The sequence below is a fragment of the Ruegeria sp. YKSF131 genome (genome assembly GCF_059612645.1).
In genome coordinates this window covers 27638-46379 of record NZ_JBXWQZ010000013.1, presented here as the reverse complement: position 1 = coordinate 46379, position 18742 = coordinate 27638, and the positions used below count along the sequence as shown (strand labels likewise).

Here is an 18742-nt window from a genome sequence, read left to right as displayed (position 1 = left end):
AAACGCTCCCCCTTCATCTCTCGCGACCGGCGCGTTCGCGAAAGATAAAACCCAGGAAATTCAACAATAGCTGCGCGGCCAGAATCTGCGTGCTTTCGCTGGGGTCATAGGCTGGTGCCACTTCGACAAGGTCGATGCCGACGACATTGCCGCGCTTGGCGAGGCCCTGAAGGATTTCCAGAACGTCATAATACAAAAACCCCCCATGGCTTGGCGTCCCGGTCCCTGCTGCGATGGAAGGGCAAAAGGCGTCAATATCTATTGTCACATAGTACCGAGCACCTTCGGGAATTCGCTCAAGAACAGCCTCTGTTCCCAGCTTTCTCACCTGACGCACGGACAAGATGTCTGACCCACGTGCGCGCGCGTCCTCGTATCCTTCCTTGGCGGTTGACGAGACGTTTCGAATACCCAACTGGGTCATCCCCGAGACATAGTCTTTTTCGATCGCCCGTCGCATGGGGTTGCCGTGGCCATTGGTGACACCGTGACGCTCGTCCACGAAATCCAGATGCGCATCGATTTGAACCACGTGGATCGGGCCATTTTGCGCACAATCATCTTCAAACGCGGAAATGCAGGGAATGTTGATAGAGTGATCGCCGCCGATCACAAGCGGCAGCACCCCTGCGGTCAGGATTTTGCGAACACCATAGGCGATGTTTTCGTGGCTGGCCTCGGTCTTTGTGTGGACGATATCCGCATCCCCCAAATCCACAATACGTACTGAACTGTCCAGATAGGTTGCGTCGTCTTCGTGGTCATAGGCACCGGCATGTCCAAAACTGAACAGGGTCGAAGCTTCACGCACGGCCCGAGGGCCGAACCTTGCCCCGGCGCGCCATTGCGTGCCGAAATCAAATGGCGCACCAAGGATGCAAACATCCGCATCAATATTGTCCCAATCCTCGACATACGGAGATTTTCCAAAGGTTGATATTCCGACGAATGGTAGGTTCAGTCGACCTGACGCATATCCATGATCCTGCATATTCAGTCCTTTCAATGGCCCTGTCGCCTTGCGTGCAATTGAACATGAGAAGGCGGTGCAATGAAATTAGTTTTCTTCGTCCAATACATGTCTGACGATCAGACAGGTCTGACCCGGTGCGTTCTTTCCGATTAGCTGTTGGTCGATTCGCTACAAACGAAATTTCGGTGGGACACGCTGGTATGCCGCGAAATCATTCACGGCAGCGCATGATTTTGCGGGCGATACACAGGACCGGCGAAACGCTGTTGTCATGGGCGCAGGTTCTCAATCCACCGATGGCTTTTCCATCACGCCTGCCAAGCCAGCTGCGAGCCGGGCGCAATCGTTGGCTGTGCGCTGTTCAGGGCGTCGCGCGCAAAACCTGCGGCAGCTTTGTATTTGGCCATGAAACTGGCCCTTTCAGCCAAGGAAATGACTGTTTCAATATCGTCGAACACACCGCCACAGCGGTCATTGACCAAATTCAACAGGCCAAAAGGTCCAGCACCCCGATTGCGAAGGACAAGGTCTGACACCGGACCGCACAGCGTGTCATCATAGGCCGCCAGCGCGGTTGAGCCCAAGCCATGCTTGAGCAAGCTGGCCCCCAATATGCGGGCGTCCATAATTGCTTGGCTGGCCCCATTCGAACCGGTAGGGTACATCGGGTGCGCGGCGTCTCCGATCAGGGCAACCGGCCCGTCAACCCACGTTTCAACCGGATCGCGGTCGATCATCGGGTTTTCATATGTCACATCCGCACCGCGGATTAGGGCAGGAACATCCAGCCAGTCATAGGTCCATCCGTCAAAGTGGTGCGCGAAATCCTTGGCCTCGACCTGCCGGAACCACCCGGTTGCCGCATGCGCGTCCGGGTCATCGTAGGTGACTTCGGCAATCCAGTTTATCAGCGCCATGCCGGTTCCGAGATCGGGGTGTGAGATCGGGTAGATCACCATTCGTTTCTTATGCGTACCCAGTCCGACAAAGGAAGAACCCGTGCGCACGGGCTTTGCCAAAGTTGTGCCGCGCCACATGACGGTGCCTCCCCAATGGATCGGAGGTTGGCTTGGATGCATCTGGTTTCGGATGGCTGAATGGATACCGTCGGCGCCGATTAGAATGGCACCGGTTTCGCGGACGCCCCCCTGGTCAGTTTGCAACCGCACTGTAACCGTCTCATCCGCATTGGTCTGGTATCCCGTGGCCCGAGCACCAAGGCGTACGGCATCCGGGCCTGCGCGTTCGACAAACCGCTGGTAAAGCGCCATGTGAAACGCGCCGCGATGCACCGCGTATTGCGGCCAATTGTAACCAGCGAAAGTTCCGCGCGGTTCCGCGTAAATCTCGTGCCCATTCAAACCAACAAGCGCCCATTCCTGCGCAGGGACGCCGAACTTATTCAGATCCTGAGCCGTGAAACCCAGATCGTACAACTCGCGCACAGCGTTGGGTTGCAGGTTTATTCCGACACCCAGCGGGCGCGGGTGCCGAACGCTTTCAAAGACAGTGCAGTCGATGCCAATCTGATGCAGTGTCAGTGCCAGCGACAACCCAGCAATACCACCACCCGCGATCAGCACTTTTGGATCTGTCATGTTGCGTTCCTTTCAGTCCGATTGGTGGCGGGTATCGGTTGTCGATAATCTGCGCGCTTGGATCCAGCCTCAACCGCAAATGCGTTTGATCCGTTCCGGGGATGGATGAAGGCTTGCGGCGTTGCGCAGCCGCACCCGCAGACAAGTCAGAGCGGTATCAATCGTCGTTTGCATGAACCCATGCGCCATCGCCGCGCTGTCACCCTGTTTCAGCTTTCTTCGAGCGGATTGCCAATTGTCCAGTGCGTCCGAGATCGCATCGCATGTCCAATGCTCGGCTTCATGCGCAACAAATTCGGCAAAGGCGTCGCCCGCAGGCTCTGCGGCAAGACGTGTTGCCAGCATACGCGCATGTATGCCGTTGGCCCCTTCATAGATCGAGGTAATTCGGGCATCGCGATAGGTCTGCTCCAGCCGGTATTCGCGCAAATAGCCATAGCCGCCCAGTACCTGCATACCCAATTCGGCGGCCTTGATACCGGCTTCGGTGCAATAGACCTTAGCAACCGGGGTCAGAAAATCGACTAGGTCAGGCGATGTACCCCGTTCCATGGTGACAAATGCAAGATGTGCAAGACTGCGGCTGCTGATTGCCAGCCAGTCGATTTGATCCAGCATACGGCGGATATCGGCATGTTGATCCAGTGTTGCCGGTCGACCGTCGGCATTGCGTCCCTGCACCCTTTCACTGGCATAAGTACTGGCAATGTCATAGGCCCGCGCGGTGTGCGCGACGCCCTGTAGGGCGACATCAAGCCGGGCGTGGTTCATCATGGTGAACATGGCCATCAGACCTTCACCTTCGGCCCCGATCAGTTCAGCTTTGGCCCCATCAAATGCCAGCTGGCACGTGGGTGAGGCATGCAGGCCCATCTTTTCCTCGATGCGCGTTACGGTAACGTGGTTACGGCTGCCGTCAGTGCAGGTGCTGGGGCATAGAAACAGCGATAAACCTCTGACGCCTTCATCGGACGTGCGCGCAAGCACAAGATGCAGGATATGATCGCTCATGTCCTGGTCACCGCCAGAGATAAAGATTTTTTCTCCCGTGATCTTCCAGCCATCTTCAGCAGGTTCCGCCCGGCAGCGCACGCGAGAAAGGTCAGACCCGGCCCCGGGTTCGGTCAGGCACATGGTGGCCAGAGTTTCACCCGAGGCCAGAGAGGGAATGTACCGGGACTGCTGATCTTTCGTGCCAAAGCGCAACAAGGTACGCACCGCGCCCGGAACCAACCCAGTAACCATCTGAAGGCTGTGGTTTGCGCCCGAAAACACCTCGGACGTTATGGCCAGTATCAGGGCACCAAGCCCTTGACCGCCATATTCTCCAGGCACGGTGAGCGAGGGCCAGCCCTGTTCCGAATACGTTGCATAAACTTGGGCAAAGCCGGCAGGCATGGATACGCGACCGTTTTCCAGCGAGCATCCCTGCCTGTCTCCCGGCTCGTCCAGCGGGGCAATTTCACCTTGTGCGAAGGCGGCAAAATGTTCGCCGATCTCACCAGCAAGGTCAGCGTCCCAATCTGGAAGATCGGTGGCCCGGACTACGTGGTTCAACGTGAATAAGATGTCCGCAAGTGGGGCTTCGAATGGCTTCATGATCATGTCACCCGATAGCTGGTGACTTCGACGACCACGACGCGGCCCGGTTCTGGCGGTTCGGCACCGTCGAAGTTCAAAGTGACTGGGTAGGGCAGTGATGGGGCAGGGGGCAGCATCACGGGGTCAGTCCCAGCAGGCGCGCGGCATTGCCTTTGATGATGTCCGGGCGCAGTTCGTCCTTGATATTGATCTTCTCGAAATCCGACAGCCAGCGTTCTGGAGTGATCATGGGCCAGTCGGACCCAAACAGGACCTTTTTCTTGAGGATCGAGTTGCAGTATTTCACCAGAATCTCGGGGAAGTACTTTGGTGACCAACCGGACAGGTCGATATAGACGTTGGGCTTGTGCTGCGCCACGGACAGCGCCTCTTCCTGCCAGGGAAATGACGGATGCGCGAGGATGATCTTCATATCCGGAAAATCGACGGCGACGTCATCCATGAACATCGGGTTCGAGTATTTAAGCCGCATTCCGTTACCACCCCGCATGCCCGAACCGACACCGGTCTGACCAGTGTGAAACAGGGCGATGCAGCCTTCCTCGGCGATTGCTTCGTAAAGGTCATAAGCCATGCGGTCATTGGGGTAGAACCCCTGCATCGTCGGATGAAACTTGAACCCTTTGATACCAAATTCGCGGATCAGGCGGCGCGCCTCGCGTGCGCCCATCTTGCCCTTGTGCGGATCAATTGACGCAAACGGGATCAGCACGTCGTCATTTTCCGCCGCCAATGCGGCAACTTCTTCGTTCTTGTAGCGCCGATAGCCGGTTTCCCGCTCGGCATCGACCGGGAAGATCACCGCGGCTATGTTTTGCTCGCGATAGTGCTGTGCAGTTTCGGGAACCGTAGGCGGATGGCTCCACGGCGCGCCAAAGTAGTTGGCCATGGTTGCCTGCAGGTCGTCATAGCCGTCATCCGAGTGGCACCCGCAGGGTTCTTCAGCGTGGGTGTGAATGTCGATTGCGCGAACCTTGGAGATATCGACCATCTGTTCGTTCCTTTCTCAGATCTTTATGATTGCCGGATCGGCGTCGTCATAAAGACGCTCAAGTAAATTTTGCCGGCGTGTCAGTATCTTGCGGAAATTGAGGTTCCCCTTGGCGGTCATTTCGCCCTCGGGCATCGAGGCGGGCTCGCTAAGGACAATGGCGCGCCCGACCCGTGTGGAGCTGCCCGATAACTCGCGGGCGCGCTCTGCCAGGCGGCGGTGAATTTCGCCTTGCAGCAATTTGCAGCAGTAGGCGCCACTGTCGTCGTTCAGGTCAAATCCTTCCCGCTTCAGCTCGGCGACATCGGGAAAGACCATGACGCCGATCTCATTTCTGTCGGCACCTGTAATGACCAGATCTGAGGCAAGAGGCGCAAGACAGGTCAACAAGTCCATCCTCAATTGTGCGGCCCGCACCCATGTTCCGGTCAGCAATTTGAAATCCTCGGATATCCGGCCGTCGAATTTCATACCTTTGTTTACGTCCTGCGGGTCGATGAACCGCATGGCGTCGCCGGTAATGAAAAACCCTTCTTCATCGAAAACGCTGGCTGTCTTGCCCGGCTCGTTGAAGTACCCGGGCATCACGTTTGGCCCTTTGATGCGCATTTCGCATCGCATGTCTTCATCCGGTATCAGCTTGAGTGTCACGCCGTTCATCGGAACGCCAACAACCCCGGAACGGTCAATGGGCTCGGACTGCATCATTGTGGCGGGCGCTGTCTCGGTCAGCCCCCAGGACGAGGTCATCAGCGTTATCTCACCTTTGACATCCAGCGCCATCTGTTCAAATCCAGACCAGATGTCCTGTGGCAGTGAAGCGCCCGCATAAAAGATCAGATCAAGTTCTTCGAAAAACCGCCGACGCAAATCGCCATCCCGCTGCAATGCGCCCAGCAGCATGCTGTAACCTACGGGGACATTGAAGCTGAGCGTGCCGGTGACCATGGACAGGTTTTCCAGCGTCCTCTCAAACAGACCGGCTACCGGTTTGCCGTCGTCGATGTAGAAGCTTCCGCCGTTGGCGAGCATCATGTTGAAGTTATGAGATCCGCCAAAGACGTGGTTCCATGGCAGCCAATCGACCACACGGGGCGGACGCGTGCGCAGAAATGGCAACCCGTCGGCCAGCATGGTCTGGTTCACGCACATCATGCGTTGGGTCGTGATGACCCCCTTCGGGGCCGAGGTTGAACCGCTGGTCATTAGGATCTTGGCGACGGAATCGGGGCCAACCAGTTCATAGGCTGCCTCCAGATCGACACTGACATCCCCTTTGAGAAGTTCGTCGAACGCTGTGACCTGACTGTTCCTGCCTTGTCGGCTGGCTACGATTTCGACCCCTTGAAGCGCATCCAGTTCCAGCGCCTCTCGGTATTGATCCGCATCGACGACATAGGCCATCTTCGGGCGCACCAGTTCGATGGCATGGCGCAGGCGGCCATGTGCACCGTGGATCAAGGCGTATTGTTCGGCTACGGGCGCAGTCGGTACGCCAATGTACTGAGCAGCCAGGCTCAGCAGACCATGATCCAAGCCGTTGCCGCTCATGATCAGGATCGGTTTGTCAGGCCCCATCCCACGCGCCAATAGCGAGCTTGCGATTGCCCGCACCTTTTCAAGCGTGGTCGCATAGCTTTCCTTGCGCCATCCTGCGCCGCTGCGTTCAGCAATGAACGTGCGGTCAGGCGCGTCCGAGGCCCAGGCGTGCAGCCAGACACCGGTTTTGTCGACGACAGGACCAAGAGTGTGGTTTGATTTCAGCAGGATGGAACCGTCGGCCCGATCTTCGCGCGAAACAGAATGCACCAGGTATTCCGATGTGCGTTGCATGATCAGCCCCTTTTCCTCGCTTTTTCGATCGTCCTGAGGGCATCGAAAACGGTGGTGATGGTTGCGTCATCCAAACAGGCCAGCAGCTTGCCTTCGTGGGCGGTAACCGCGGCGACGGCCTTTTCATATAATTGCCTGCCCGCCAGTGTCGTCCTTAGCGCATAGGCGCGCCGGTCGGTCGGTACCCGGTCGCGGACGATCAGTTCCCTGCGCTCCAGCTCGTCAATGATGACGACAAGGTTCGGGCGCTCGATATCCATTGCGTCAGCCAGTTGGGACTGCCGCAAACCGGGGTTATCGACGATGAGAACCAGTGCCGTATAAGTCAGCATTCGCAGACCAAAGGGACGCAGAGTTGTTGTCAGGTCTTCCTGCACCACATTGAAGGCCCGTTTCATGCGATACCCGACAAACCCCCGCAGCGTGGCATCGCTGATCGTGTTAGGCGCGCCGTCTTCTGGCGTGTGTTCATGTTTCCTTTTCATGTGTTCACCTGAAGTTCGGGGCGCGCTTTTCAAGAAAGGCCCGCAGTCCTTCCTGCGCATCTGGTGTTGTTTGCGACAGGGCCGCGGCCAGCGATTCAGTAAACAGTCCGTCGTTCTGCGACATTTCATTGATCCGCGCGACCGCCTGAATCATCAGATAGTTTGACAGTGGCGCGTTTCGGGAAATCTTACCTGCCAGCTTTTGGGCCAGCGCCAAAGCCTCGCCTTCACCCACGCTATAATGTGCAAGCCCCAGCGATACCCCTTCATCGGCACCATATTTGCGGCCGGTCAACATCATCTCGGTCATCCGATCGGCCCCCAGCAGGCGACCGACCCGCGCGGTCGCACCGCCACCGACAAATATTCCGCGCCGGCCTTCGGGAAGCTGAAAGATCGTCGAAGGTTCAGCGATGCGAACATGTGTTGCCGCTGCAAGCTCCAGCCCGCCGCCGATCACGGCGCCAAACATGGCCGAGACAACCGCAAGCCCACCCAACTGGATCTTGTCCATGACACTGTGCCAGTGGCGGGAATGGTGCAGGTTTTCCTCGGCCGTACGATGAACATGCTCGGACAGGTCCAATCCGGAACAATAATGCCCTTCAGTTCCGGTCAGGATCACCACGCGCACGTTCTTGGGTGGAGCTGAAAAGAAATCATCCAGCGCGCCTAACAGTTCCTCGCACATCGCGTTTCGCTTGTCAGGGCGGTTCATGGTCAGGGTCGCGATGGATCCGTTGACCTCAATGTTCAGGATTTGGCTGTCCATGGGGAACTCCTTACCGGGGCGGCAGACGAACGGCGCCATCAAGTCGAATAGTGGTGCCATTCAAAAACGGGTTTTCAACGATCTGTTCGGCGAGCATTGCGAACTCACGCGCTTCGCCAAGGCGGGCCGGGAAGGGAATGTTCGCAGTGATCTTGGCACTGACCTCTTCCGGCAAGCCTTCCATCATTGGCGTGTGGAACAGGCCAGGTGCGATGGCCATCACCCGAATCCCCGACTGCGCGAGCTCCCGTGCGGCAGGCAGGCACATCGAGGCGATTGCCCCTTTGGATGCGGCATAAGCGGCTTGACCCAATTGACCGTCCTGCCACGCAACCGACGCCGTGTTGATGATCACACCGCGTTCACCGTCAGCCAACGGGTCGAGACCGGCCATGTGTCTCGCCGCGTGGCTCATGACGTTGTAGGTGCCAAAAAGGTTCACGCGCAGAGTTTTCTCGAACACGTCGAATGACAGCTTGCCTTCGCGCCCGACGATCCTGGCCGCCATGCCGACGCCCGCACAACTGACAGCGATTCTGGGTGCTGACCCGAAATGGGCTATTGCCGTCTCAAACGCGGCACTGACGGCGGCCTCGTCACTGACATCGGCTTGCAGGGCAAGACCACCAATTTCGTCAGCAACTGCCTTCGCACCTTCAGCATTGAAATCCAAAACGGCAACCTTTGCTCCGCTGGCGGCGAAATGCCTAGCCGTTGCAGCACCCAGCCCGCTTCCGCCGCCGGTGACCAGGGCGACACATCCACTTAACTGCATCGTGCTCTCTCCATTTTAGTATGTTCAATCATTGTTGTGTCTCATATCTATTTTCGGATGGGCCCGCCCCGGACCGCTGATGGTGATTTCGCTAGGGGATCAGGAACAGGGTAATGGCCGGAAACAGCACCAGGATCATGACCCGAATGATGTCAGAGGTGACAAACCACATCACTGCCTTGTAAGTTTGGGTCATCGGGGTTGAACGATCCATAGCGTTGATAATGAACAGGTTCATCCCGACCGGAGGGGTGATCAGCCCGACCTCGACAACGATCAGAACCAGAATACCGAACCAGATGGCCACATGCTCGGGGCTCATGCCGAAATCCAGTGCGCTGATGACCGGAAAGAAGATCGGGATAGTCAGCAGGATCATTGACAGGCTGTCCATCAGACATCCAAAGATCAGGTAGAACACCAGGATCAGGCACAACACCATCCACGGGCTGAGCCCAAGTCCAACGACCCAGCCAGACAGTTCCTGCGGTACCTGAGTGAGCGCTAGGAAACTGTTATACAGCCCTGCGCCCAACACGATGAAGAAGATCATCGCCGTGCTTGAGGCCGTTGCAATGATGCTTTCGACGAAGACCTGCCAGTTCAGATTGCCCGAGATCAGAGCAATCAGCCCGGTTCCCGCCGCCCCCACGGCTGCGCCTTCGGTTGGGGTGAACCAGCCAAGATAGATGCCACCGACAACAAGGCCAAAAACCAGCAGGACAGGCCAGACATCCAGCAGTGCCCGAACGCGTTCAGGATACGGGATCGCTTCGCGGGTGCCCGCGGCGTCAGGATACATGCGCACATAGATCGAAATCGTGATGATATAGCCGAGCGCTGCCAGAATGCCGGGGACAAAGGCCGCGAGAAACAGCTTGGCGATATTCTGTTCCGTCAGGATCGCATAGATCACAAGGATCACCGAAGGCGGGATCAGAATGCCCAATGTGCCGCCAGCAGCAAGCGTTGCGGTTGAAAACCCGCCGGAATAGCCGTAGCGGCGCAGTTCGGGCAGCGCGACACGGCTCATCGTTGCGGCAGTGGCAAGGGAGGACCCGCAGATTGCGCCAAATCCGGCACAAGCGCCGACTGCCGCCATGGCGACGCCCCCTTTGCGGTGGCCCAGCCAGCTTTCAGCAGCTTTGAACAAGGCTGAAGACATGCCCGACAATGTCGCGAACTGCCCCATCAGCAGGAACATCGGAATGATCGTCAGCGAATAGCTGGAAAAGGTTGAGTAGGTTTCGGTTTTGAGCTTGGCCATGAACATGCTGGTGCCACCCATGGCAAAATACAGCCCGCCAATCCCGCACAGCAACATGGCAAGGCCAATCGGTGCGCGCAGAAAGATCATGATCAGAAGTACGGGAAAGGACACGTAGCCCAGTTCGAGCATGGTCAATGTGCGGCCTCCCCGCGGTAGGGCAGGATATGACGCCCGGTGACAAGCTCGATGACCTGCGCGACGGCGCAATAGACAGCAACAAGTGATGCGACAAGGGCGGCAACAAAGCTTAGCCCATAGGCCCACCAAACCGGAAATTGCAGCAGAAAGGTCGTTTCACCATAGTCCAGCTTGTTTTGCATGCCGACAAACAAGCGCCACGTAATCAAAAGAATGACAAGCGACAGGACGAATTCCCAGAATGTGATGATCACTTTGTTCGCCTTTGTCGGAAGCGTGTTGGTGAATACGTCGACTGTGGCGTGAGAGCCATAGAGCTGGCAGATCGGCAGGAACGAGAATATGGCGAATGCAATGCCGGCTTCGACCAGTTCAAAATCGCCATTCACCGGCCCGACGCCCGATGCAATCAGCGCATTTGCCGCTGCTTCCGACAGTGACGTCATAACGTCCGAGTGGCCCAGCGTATTCAGGCCGCGCCCCAGCACGCTGACACAGGTCAGCAGGACCAGCGCAGTCAGAACCACACCGCCGAGAACGGCCATGAAGCGCGCGATGCGCTCTACCAGTTTCTGCATGATCAACTCCAAAGGGATTGCTCTCCCGGCGGGAAATAGCGCCGGAAGAGCGACCGGATCAGTTGCCGGAGTATTGCGAAATCAGTTCGAGCGCGCGGGCGCGCAAGCCGGTTCCATCCAGACCTTTTTCATCCATCTCGGCGATCCAGGCGTCAGTGGTCGGCTGTGATGCTGCCTTCCATTCCGCGACCTGTTCCGGGCTCAGCGTGATGATGTTGTTGCCGCGTTCCATCGCCTGCTTGTGAGGCCCGTCGTCATCGGCCTGCATCTGCTTGCCTGCGAAGGCCGAGAATTCAGCACCCGAGTTGGCGTCAATGACGGCCTTCAGATCATCCGGCAGTGCATCCCAGCGGTCCTTGTTCATCGCGAAGATGAAAGTGGTGGTGTATAGCGTGTCGTCGCCAAAGGTCGTGTGGTTTCCGACCAGCTCGTTGACCTTCAGGGCGCCGGTCACTTCCCAGGGAATCACGGTGGCGTCGATCACGCCTTTGGACAGCGCTTCAGGCACCGCAGGAACAGGCATGCCAACCGGGGTTGCTCCAAGCGAGCTGAAAAGGCCGTTGGTTACGCGTGTCGGTGCGCGCAGCTTTACGCCGTTCAGATCCTCGATGCTTTCGATCGGTTCCTTTGAATGGATCAAACCGGGGCCGTGCACCCAGAGCCCGAGTACTTTGAACTGCTTGAAGTCATCGTCCATCATGGTTTCTTCGGCCAGATGCCAATAGGCGCGTGAGACGGCTTCGGCATTAGTCATGGTGAACGGCAGTTCGAACACCTCGGTTCGGGGAAAGCGGCCTGGTGTATATCCGGACACAGTCCAGACAATGTCTGCCACACCATCAATGGCTTGGTCGATCAGTTCGGGGGGTTTGCCCCCAAGCTGCATGGACGGAAACCTTTGAATTTCGATCCGGCCATCCGAATCCGCTTCGACCTTGTCGGCCCAGACATCCAGAACGTTCTTGGGTACGTTGGCTTGTGCCGGCAGGAATTGGTGCATCCGCAGTGTCACTTCGGCCGCGATGGCAGTGGTTGACATGGCACCGAAAGCAATCGCCGTCACTGCAGATTTGAGTATGGTTCTGCGCAAGTTGGTCATGATCTCCTCCCTAGATGACCTATGAGTATCATCCCCTGTTCATGATTGCTCATATTAGTTATGTTTTATAACGAGTTATATCCACTTTTTTAGTGTTTGGTTTCAGGTCCTTTTCGGAAAACAGAATGTTCACACATGTGAACCTTTTCGTCGAAACGCTACGCATCAGACAGGTCATGCGCGGACGCAATTTATCCTCTCAGGATTACATTGCCCTCGGTTGGCTCAAAGGTAAATTGAGATTTCTTAGATTTTAGTTTCTAGTTTCGGAAACTAAAGCTCAAAAATGGTGGATTTGCTTTCCTTGTTTTAATTGAACCAGCGTCCGCTTTGTAATTCAAGGCCGTGTGTTATCGTCGGTGACAGCATCAACTGCCTTGCCTGCGAGCTTCAGGAACGTTTCGCGTTCATTCGGAGTTAGCCCTCCGAGGATCTCGTTTTGCAGGTCAATTACGACTGGCATAGCCGCCGCAAGGATGTCTTTTCCTTTTCCGGATAAGGTGACCTCTCGCGCGCGTCTGTCACGTTGACTGACCGAGCGTTTGACGTAGTTTTTCTGCTCCAGCCGGTCGATGACCCCGCCGATTGTTGCGCGGTCATAGGCGATTTTCGCCGCGACTGTGGCCTGATCAATGCCGGGTTCGGCGCGAATTGTTTCAAGTGCTGCGAACTGAACGGATGTAAGGTCAATCCCGGCCTCCTGCATCCGGACCGAGAACACGTGGGTTGAAATCTGATTGAGCCTGCGGATGAGGTGGCCCGCCATTCCGTAAATACTCACGCAAAACCTCCGAAATCACTTTACGCCGTCACTTATTCCAGAATTACCGCGGCAATTAGTGAGTGTACATATCTTTGTTGACAGGAAATAGTAAGTACAGTTATTAAATTTATGTGAACCTGCGGAGGAGGGGACAATGCAATATTACGTTGATGGATTTCGTCCGGGTGACCCGGATATCAAACCGGCTGCGCTCAGCCGCTCCGATCACCACAACCACCCCGCAACCATCCCCGAAAAGGTTGACGTTCTGATCGCGGGTTGTGGACCGGCGGGGCTTTGCCTTGCAGCGCAACTGGCCGGGTTCGCCGAAATTTCGACAATGATCGTGGATCAAAAGCCTGGTCCGATGGAGAAAGGCCAGGCGGATGGCGTCAACGTCCGCTCGATGGAGATGTTTCAGGCGTTTGGTTTTGCTGAGAAAGTGAAGCGCGAAGCGTATTGGGTCAACCAAACGGCATTCTGGACGCCCGATCCCGCAAGCCCGGGCCACATCCGCCGGGCGGGCACGGTGCAGGACGTTGCCGAAGATCAATCCGAGATGCCACATACCTTGATGAATCAGGCCCGGATTCATGAGCTGTTTCTGGATGTGATGAGAAACGCTCCAACGCGGCTGCAACCCCATTACGGGCTTCGTGTCAGCGATTTCACAATTGATACCGGTTCCACGGATCACCCCGTCACGGCAGAGCTTGAACGCTTGGGCGATGATGGTGGCGTGGTTGAACGGCTTACAGTGCGTGCCAACTATGTCGTAGGCTGTGACGGTGCACGCAGCAATGTGCGCAAGGCCATCGGGGGTAAGCTGCAAGGCGATGCCGCACATCAGGCGTGGGGCGTTATGGACATTCTGGCGAATTCCGATTTTCCCGATTTGCGGCGGAAATGCCTTGTTCAATCGGCATCGGAAGGAAACGTTCTGATCCTTCCGCGCGAAGGCGGATACCTGTTCCGAATGTATGTTGAGCTTGACAAACTGAACCCGGATGAGCGGATCGCCAACCGCAATCTGACGGCTGACCATATCATCGCTGCCGCGAACCGGATCATGCGTCCTTATTCCATCGACGTAAATGAAGTCGTTTGGTGGTCGGTCTACGAGATTGGCCACAGGCTGACCGACAAGTTCGACGATGTTCCTAAGCATGAAGTTGCTACACGCACCCCGCGCGTTTTCACGGCGGGCGACGCCTGCCACACGCATAGCCCCAAGGCGGGTCAGGGGATGAACGTGTCGATGGGCGATACTTTCAACCTGGGCTGGAAACTGGTGCATGTGCTGACAGGAAGGTCAAAGCCTGATCTTCTTCACAGCTACTCGGCCGAGCGTTTGCAAGAGGCCAAAAGACTGGTCGAAACCGACCATAAATGGGCCCGGATCATGAGTGCGCCTCCGGGCGAGTCAGAGCTTGACGGCACCGATATGCCCCGATTTCAAAAACAGTTTATCGAAAATCTGGAGTTCACCGGCGGGCTTTCGGTTCACTATGGGCCTTCGGACTTGGTCGCCGAACCGGTTCACCAGCATCTGGCGCGTGGGCTGGTTATAGGCAAGCGATTTCATTCAGCACCAGTTGTCCGGCTTGCAGATGCCATGCCCATGCAATTGGGGCATGTGGCCGAAGCGGATGCGCGCTGGAGGCTCTATGCCTTCGCAGGACAGAGAGACGCAGGTACCCAAGGCGGATCGATCCATCAGCTTTGCGAGGTTTTGCAAAGCGATCCGAACTCTCCTCTGCGACGGTTTGTGCGCCCTGACGAAGACATCGACGGTTTGATAGACCTACGGGCCATCTTCCCGCAGGATTTCATATCGCTGAATTATGAGGATATGCCGTCTCTTTTGAAACCCGAGAAGGGCAGGTATGGCCTGCGCGACTTCGAGAAGGTTTTTTGCGTTGATCACAAGAGGCGTGAAGACATCTACGAAATGCGCGGAATTGACCGGACAAAGGGCTGTATGGTCGTCGTCAGGCCGGACCAATATGTGGCGCATATCCTGCCATTAGAGTGTCACGCTGACCTGTTTGACTTCTTTTCCAGGCTATTTGTTGCGGGCGGCGGTCGATAAGTGCGACGACTCAGACCCCAACGGACCGCCGTTACGAGGGGAGAATGGACTGTCGCATCCGTGCTTGGTTCGGCAAGATTACCGCCTGTTCAAAGCTGGATTGGCGCTTGAATCCGCCCGTGTCGTAGGAAGGCCCTCTAGCCAGAAAGCTGAGCGCAGGTTTTTCAGGACGCGTTTAACGTGGCCAGAACCTCGGCGCTGACCTCAACACCGTCAGCCTCGGCTGCCGCCCGTTTGGCCAGACGCCCATCACCCGGAACACGGGCGTCCCCATTACCGACAATTTCTGAGCAAATGCGCGCGATATATTGATTGAAGGCCTCGTTGCCGAACCGCGTCGGATCAATCGCAATCAGTGTTGCACCGCCTTTGATGTTAAGGGCTCCGAACGCCTCACGTTCTTGATTGTTCACGGAAAGGGTTCCACCAGCCAGGGCGGCACCCAACACTTCAACCATGAAAGCGATTGCGGCGCCCTTGTGCTCGCCAAAAGGTAACAGGCTGCGGGTTTCCAGGATAGCGTTCGGGTCCGTACTGGGTGCGCCGTCAGGGTCCAGACCGGCAGGGTGGGGCAGGTCGTGCCCCTCGGCTGCGGCCATGCGGATATCCATCAAAGCAACCATTGAAGACGCCTGATCCCAGACTATCGGCGCACCGCCCTCGCGCGGACAGGCAAAAGACATCGGGTTGGTGCCAAATACCGGGCGCACCCCGCCTTGCGGCACCACCATGGACAATGAGTTGATCACGGCGAAAGCCACCAGACCAGCTTCGGCAAGCGGTTCGGTGTCAAACCTTAACGCGCCCAGATGGTGGCAATTTGCGCAGGTGAAAGCGGCAATGCCGTTTTCCCGCGTCATTTCGATCAACATGTCGCGGGCTTCGGCTGCCGCGACCTGATAATACCCGTTATCGGCGTCACAGCGCAGAACGCCCGGGGCAGCCTTTTCTATCTTTGGCTTCGCATTGCCGTTTGCATAGCCCGAGGTGAAGCTTTGGACATAGACCGGCAGCATACGCAATCCGTGGCTGCGCGGGCCGTCCCGCTCGGACCGGGTAACAATGTCGGCCAGAATATCGCTGCCCTGTGCATTAACTCCGGCAGAAACAAGTACGGCTTTCGCCAGCGCCCGAACCTCGGCAAGAGAAAGCGTTTTGATCGAGTGTTCGGTCATCTTTTCAAATCCAGTCTTTTTACTTCAGGGGTCAGGCACGCGCACGTGCGTTGGTGGGATCAACGGCGCAAGTATCGATCACCTCGGCATCGCGCATTTCGTTATGGACCAACACCTGCATCCTTGCACCCGGCGCGGTCATATCGTTTGGTACAAGTGCCATCGCTATGTCGTGGTTGCAATAATAAGAAAACCCACCCGATGTAACGCGACCAATCAGTTCACCGTTTGCATAAACACCTTCATCGAACATCACCGAAGTTTCGCCAAAGGGAAGTTTCAACGTGACCAGCCGTTTGTGATTGCCCTCGTATCTCTGCTTCTCCAGCGCCGCTTTTCCGATGAACTCGCGTCCCTCGGTGACGACAAACCGATCAAGGCTGGCCTCATATGGTGTCATGTCCTTGCAAATCTCACGGTTGATGGCGCGATAGGATTTTTCAAGGCGCATGGACTCCAACGCCTCAAGCCCGAAGGGTTTTACACCGGCTTTCAAAAGCAGGTCGACAAGATGGCGGTTATACCCGACCGGATGGTGCAGTTCCCAGCCCAGCTCGCCTGTGTAAGATACCCGAAGCAGGTGAACGTCTTTGGCATAACCAACTTCACCTTTTTGTGCAGAGAGCCAGGGAAAAGCTGCGTTCGTCAAATCGTTGTCGGTCAGCGGTTGCAAAATCTCGCGCGCCTTGGGACCCGCCAGAGCGATCACACCCAACTGTTCTGAAACGTCTTCAAGGATAACCGATTGATCTTGTGGTAGCAGACGTTGCAGCTGATCCCAGTTATAGGCGCGCCAATTCGGGGTAGAGACCAGATAGAAATCATTCTCGGCATAGCGGACAACTGTGTATTCCGCATCCATGCCACCTTTTGCGTTCAACAACAGCGACAGGCTCATCCGGCCCACTTTAGGCAGTTTGTTTGCCATCAGACCATCCAGCCACCGCGCGGCGCCGGGACCGCGTACAGTAAACTTGGTCATTGGCGACATCTCGATGAACCCGGCCTCTTCGCGGGTGGTGTGCACTTCCTCCTGAACGCGTTCCATGTGATTGGTGCGGCGGAAAGAATGTTCAGGGATCGCCTCTTGCGGCGATTTGGCGAACCAGCGCGGGAATTCATAGCCGTTGAAGCTGGTCCAGACTGCGCCATGCGCCGTCAGCAGATCGTAAGACCCCACGGTTTTCATTGGGCGCGCGTCCGGGAAATCTTCGCCGGGGATATGCGCGTTCATATGTGTGCCCCAGGTTTCGCGAACCTTGTCCATGGTCCAGCGTTTAGAGGCGTAGTCCGAGAAACGGCGCGGGTCCAGTTCCGACATGTCCTTGCCCGGATCACCGTCGACGATCCAACGGGCCAGCCGTTCGCCCACGGTGCCGCCCCACAGAATGCCGCCGGGCATCCCTTCGGCCAGCCACAGGTTATTGTGCCCTGGCGCTGGCCCGGCAAGTGGCAATTCGTCCGGCGTCATTTGGAAGGGTCCGCGCGTGTTGGCCTTGATGCCCACCTCGCCAAGGACCGGAACCCGCTCAATAGCCCGTTCCCATTGGGTTTCCACGGCATCGAAATCCTCGGGCAAGAGGTCTGCGCCAAAGTCAGGTGGAACGCTGTCTTCGGCAAACAGCTTCAGGTCCTTGGTGAACTCATAGGGCCCGAACTGAATGCCGCCGACATCTTCGCGTAGATATGCGCCGTAATCCTCATCCCGCAGGATCGGGAACTCGGGCAAACCCTGCGCACGACGTTCCTTGAGCAGTGGAACTGTTTCCGTGGTCCAGTACTGGTGAACGATGGGAATGCAGGGCAGGTCCAGCCCAACGCGTCGGGCATTTTCACGGGCATAATTGCCGGTGGCAAAAACCAAATGCTTGCACGTGATCTCTCCCTGATTGGTGGTCACTTTCCAATGACCGCTTTCCAACTTTTCATACGCCTGTGCTTCGGTGTTCTGATAGACTGTGGCGCCCGCATCTCGCGCCAGCTTTGCCATTGCCATGGTGATGTCGGCCGGGTTCACATAGCCGTCCTCGGTATGCAGGATACCGCCGCGAATATGCTCAGACTGGTTCAGAAGGGGATGAACATCGGCAATTTCCGCGGGCGTCAGCAGTTTGCAGGGCACACCTGCAGCCTCGGCAATCGAGATATATGACTGGAATTCATCCCAACGTTTCTGGGTGTTGGCAACGCGCAGCTGACCCACTTTGCGCAAGCCTACCGACGTACCCATCTTCTGTTCGACTTCTGAATAGATGCGGATGGTTTCCATCGTCATCTTCGACACGTTATGGGACCGCACGAAGGTGACCAGCAGACCGGCGGCATGCCAGGTCGAGCCTGAGGTCAGTGTGGTCCGTTCCAGCATCACCGCATCGCTACAGCCGTGCTGTGTCAGACCGTACAGAATGGACGCGCCCACACATCCGCCGCCAACGACAACAACTTTGGCATGTGATTTCATTCGCCGATTTCCTTCTTGCGGCTGATCATGGTGTCAGAAGCTTTGCCTGCCCGAAATCAGTAAGACGAGAACATTTCGAAGTTTTTACGGAAACATGTCGCCAGACAATCGCAAAAAATTTCTCCCGCGGCTTAGTT

At 56.7% G+C, this 18742-nt stretch carries 15 protein-coding genes; 1 reads left to right on the top strand and 14 read right to left on the bottom strand.

What is annotated here, in order from left to right; all coding sequences use genetic code 11:
• Positions 1-13: 13 nt before the first annotated feature.
• The 12 genes from speB to AC2FLZ_RS06675 all read right to left on the bottom strand — a co-directional run bounded on the left by speB (position 14) and on the right by AC2FLZ_RS06675 (position 12895).
• Positions 14-991 (bottom strand): agmatinase, encoded by a 978-nt coding sequence (gene speB / locus AC2FLZ_RS06730; RefSeq protein ID WP_496881977.1) that lies wholly within the window; start codon positions 989-991, stop codon positions 14-16.
• Between the two features lie 290 nt (positions 992-1281).
• On the bottom strand, positions 1282-2571 hold the full coding sequence (locus AC2FLZ_RS06725) for a flavin-dependent oxidoreductase (protein ID WP_496881976.1): 1290 nt from the start codon (positions 2569-2571) through the stop codon (positions 1282-1284).
• Positions 2572-2640: 69 nt separating this feature from the next.
• Positions 2641-4170 carry an acyl-CoA dehydrogenase family protein gene (locus AC2FLZ_RS06720; protein ID WP_480624279.1) on the bottom strand — a complete coding sequence of 510 codons (1530 nt, stop codon included), beginning with the start codon at positions 4168-4170 and terminating at the stop codon, positions 2641-2643.
• 118 nt (positions 4171-4288) lie between these two features.
• Positions 4289-5164 carry an amidohydrolase family protein gene (locus AC2FLZ_RS06715; RefSeq protein ID WP_480554603.1) on the bottom strand — a complete coding sequence of 292 codons (876 nt, stop codon included), beginning with the start codon at positions 5162-5164 and terminating at the stop codon, positions 4289-4291.
• 15 nt (positions 5165-5179) lie between these two features.
• Entirely contained in the window at positions 5180-6997 is a 1818-nt protein-coding gene (locus AC2FLZ_RS06710) for a feruloyl-CoA synthase (protein WP_496881975.1), read from the bottom strand.
• 2 nt (positions 6998-6999) lie between these two features.
• On the bottom strand, positions 7000-7482 hold the full coding sequence (locus tag AC2FLZ_RS06705; RefSeq protein ID WP_480604057.1) for a MarR family winged helix-turn-helix transcriptional regulator: 483 nt from the start codon (positions 7480-7482) through the stop codon (positions 7000-7002).
• Positions 7483-7486: 4 nt separating this feature from the next.
• The gene (locus tag AC2FLZ_RS06700; RefSeq protein WP_480476330.1) at positions 7487-8254 is read right to left on the bottom strand and encodes a crotonase/enoyl-CoA hydratase family protein; all 768 of its coding nucleotides are present in this window, start codon (positions 8252-8254) and stop codon (positions 7487-7489) included.
• A gap of 10 nt (positions 8255-8264) precedes the next feature.
• Positions 8265-9029 (bottom strand): SDR family NAD(P)-dependent oxidoreductase, encoded by a 765-nt coding sequence (locus AC2FLZ_RS06695; protein ID WP_480476332.1) that lies wholly within the window; start codon positions 9027-9029, stop codon positions 8265-8267.
• 91 nt (positions 9030-9120) lie between these two features.
• A complete protein-coding gene (locus tag AC2FLZ_RS06690; protein WP_209504353.1) occupies positions 9121-10434 on the bottom strand; it encodes a TRAP transporter large permease in 1314 nt (437 codons plus the stop codon).
• On the bottom strand, positions 10431-11015 hold the full coding sequence (locus tag AC2FLZ_RS06685) for a TRAP transporter small permease (RefSeq protein ID WP_480554606.1): 585 nt from the start codon (positions 11013-11015) through the stop codon (positions 10431-10433). The genes AC2FLZ_RS06690 and AC2FLZ_RS06685 overlap by 4 nt, the downstream gene beginning before the upstream one ends.
• Before the next feature lie 58 nt (positions 11016-11073).
• A complete protein-coding gene (locus tag AC2FLZ_RS06680) occupies positions 11074-12114 on the bottom strand; it encodes a TRAP transporter substrate-binding protein (RefSeq protein ID WP_496881974.1) in 1041 nt (346 codons plus the stop codon).
• Between the two features lie 337 nt (positions 12115-12451).
• On the bottom strand, positions 12452-12895 hold the full coding sequence (locus tag AC2FLZ_RS06675) for a MarR family winged helix-turn-helix transcriptional regulator (RefSeq protein ID WP_480516483.1): 444 nt from the start codon (positions 12893-12895) through the stop codon (positions 12452-12454).
• A 136-nt stretch (positions 12896-13031) separates the two neighbouring features.
• Between AC2FLZ_RS06675 and AC2FLZ_RS06670 the strand changes: the two genes are divergently transcribed.
• The gene (locus tag AC2FLZ_RS06670) at positions 13032-14969 is read left to right on the top strand and encodes an FAD-dependent monooxygenase (RefSeq protein ID WP_480554608.1); all 1938 of its coding nucleotides are present in this window, start codon (positions 13032-13034) and stop codon (positions 14967-14969) included.
• Between the two features lie 164 nt (positions 14970-15133).
• Here AC2FLZ_RS06670 and AC2FLZ_RS06665 read toward each other — a convergent pair whose 3' ends face one another.
• On the bottom strand, positions 15134-16144 hold the full coding sequence (locus AC2FLZ_RS06665) for an Ldh family oxidoreductase (protein WP_480476344.1): 1011 nt from the start codon (positions 16142-16144) through the stop codon (positions 15134-15136).
• 31 nt (positions 16145-16175) lie between these two features.
• Entirely contained in the window at positions 16176-18605 is a 2430-nt protein-coding gene (locus AC2FLZ_RS06660; RefSeq protein ID WP_496881973.1) for a GcvT family protein, read from the bottom strand.
• Positions 18606-18742 lie beyond the last annotated feature (137 nt).

Bases quoted from the DNA above. Each gene is read 5' to 3' on its own strand.
- speB (WP_496881977.1), bottom strand. From the start codon at position 991: ATGCAGGATCATGGATATGCGTCAGGTCGACTGAACCTACCATTCGTC.
- AC2FLZ_RS06725 (WP_496881976.1), bottom strand. From the start codon at position 2,571: ATGACAGATCCAAAAGTGCTGATCGCGGGTGGTGGTATTGCTGGGTTG.
- AC2FLZ_RS06720 (WP_480624279.1), bottom strand. From the start codon at position 4,170: ATGAAGCCATTCGAAGCCCCACTTGCGGACATCTTATTCACGTTGAAC.
- AC2FLZ_RS06715 (WP_480554603.1), bottom strand. From the start codon at position 5,164: ATGGTCGATATCTCCAAGGTTCGCGCAATCGACATTCACACCCACGCT.
- AC2FLZ_RS06710 (WP_496881975.1), bottom strand. From the start codon at position 6,997: ATGCAACGCACATCGGAATACCTGGTGCATTCTGTTTCGCGCGAAGAT.
- AC2FLZ_RS06705 (WP_480604057.1), bottom strand. From the start codon at position 7,482: ATGAAAAGGAAACATGAACACACGCCAGAAGACGGCGCGCCTAACACG.
- AC2FLZ_RS06700 (WP_480476330.1), bottom strand. From the start codon at position 8,254: ATGGACAGCCAAATCCTGAACATTGAGGTCAACGGATCCATCGCGACC.
- AC2FLZ_RS06695 (WP_480476332.1), bottom strand. From the start codon at position 9,029: ATGCAGTTAAGTGGATGTGTCGCCCTGGTCACCGGCGGCGGAAGCGGG.
- AC2FLZ_RS06685 (WP_480554606.1), bottom strand. From the start codon at position 11,015: ATGCAGAAACTGGTAGAGCGCATCGCGCGCTTCATGGCCGTTCTCGGC.
- AC2FLZ_RS06680 (WP_496881974.1), bottom strand. From the start codon at position 12,114: ATGACCAACTTGCGCAGAACCATACTCAAATCTGCAGTGACGGCGATT.
- AC2FLZ_RS06670 (WP_480554608.1), top strand. From the start codon at position 13,032: ATGCAATATTACGTTGATGGATTTCGTCCGGGTGACCCGGATATCAAA.
- AC2FLZ_RS06665 (WP_480476344.1), bottom strand. From the start codon at position 16,144: ATGACCGAACACTCGATCAAAACGCTTTCTCTTGCCGAGGTTCGGGCG.
- AC2FLZ_RS06660 (WP_496881973.1), bottom strand. From the start codon at position 18,605: ATGAAATCACATGCCAAAGTTGTTGTCGTTGGCGGCGGATGTGTGGGC.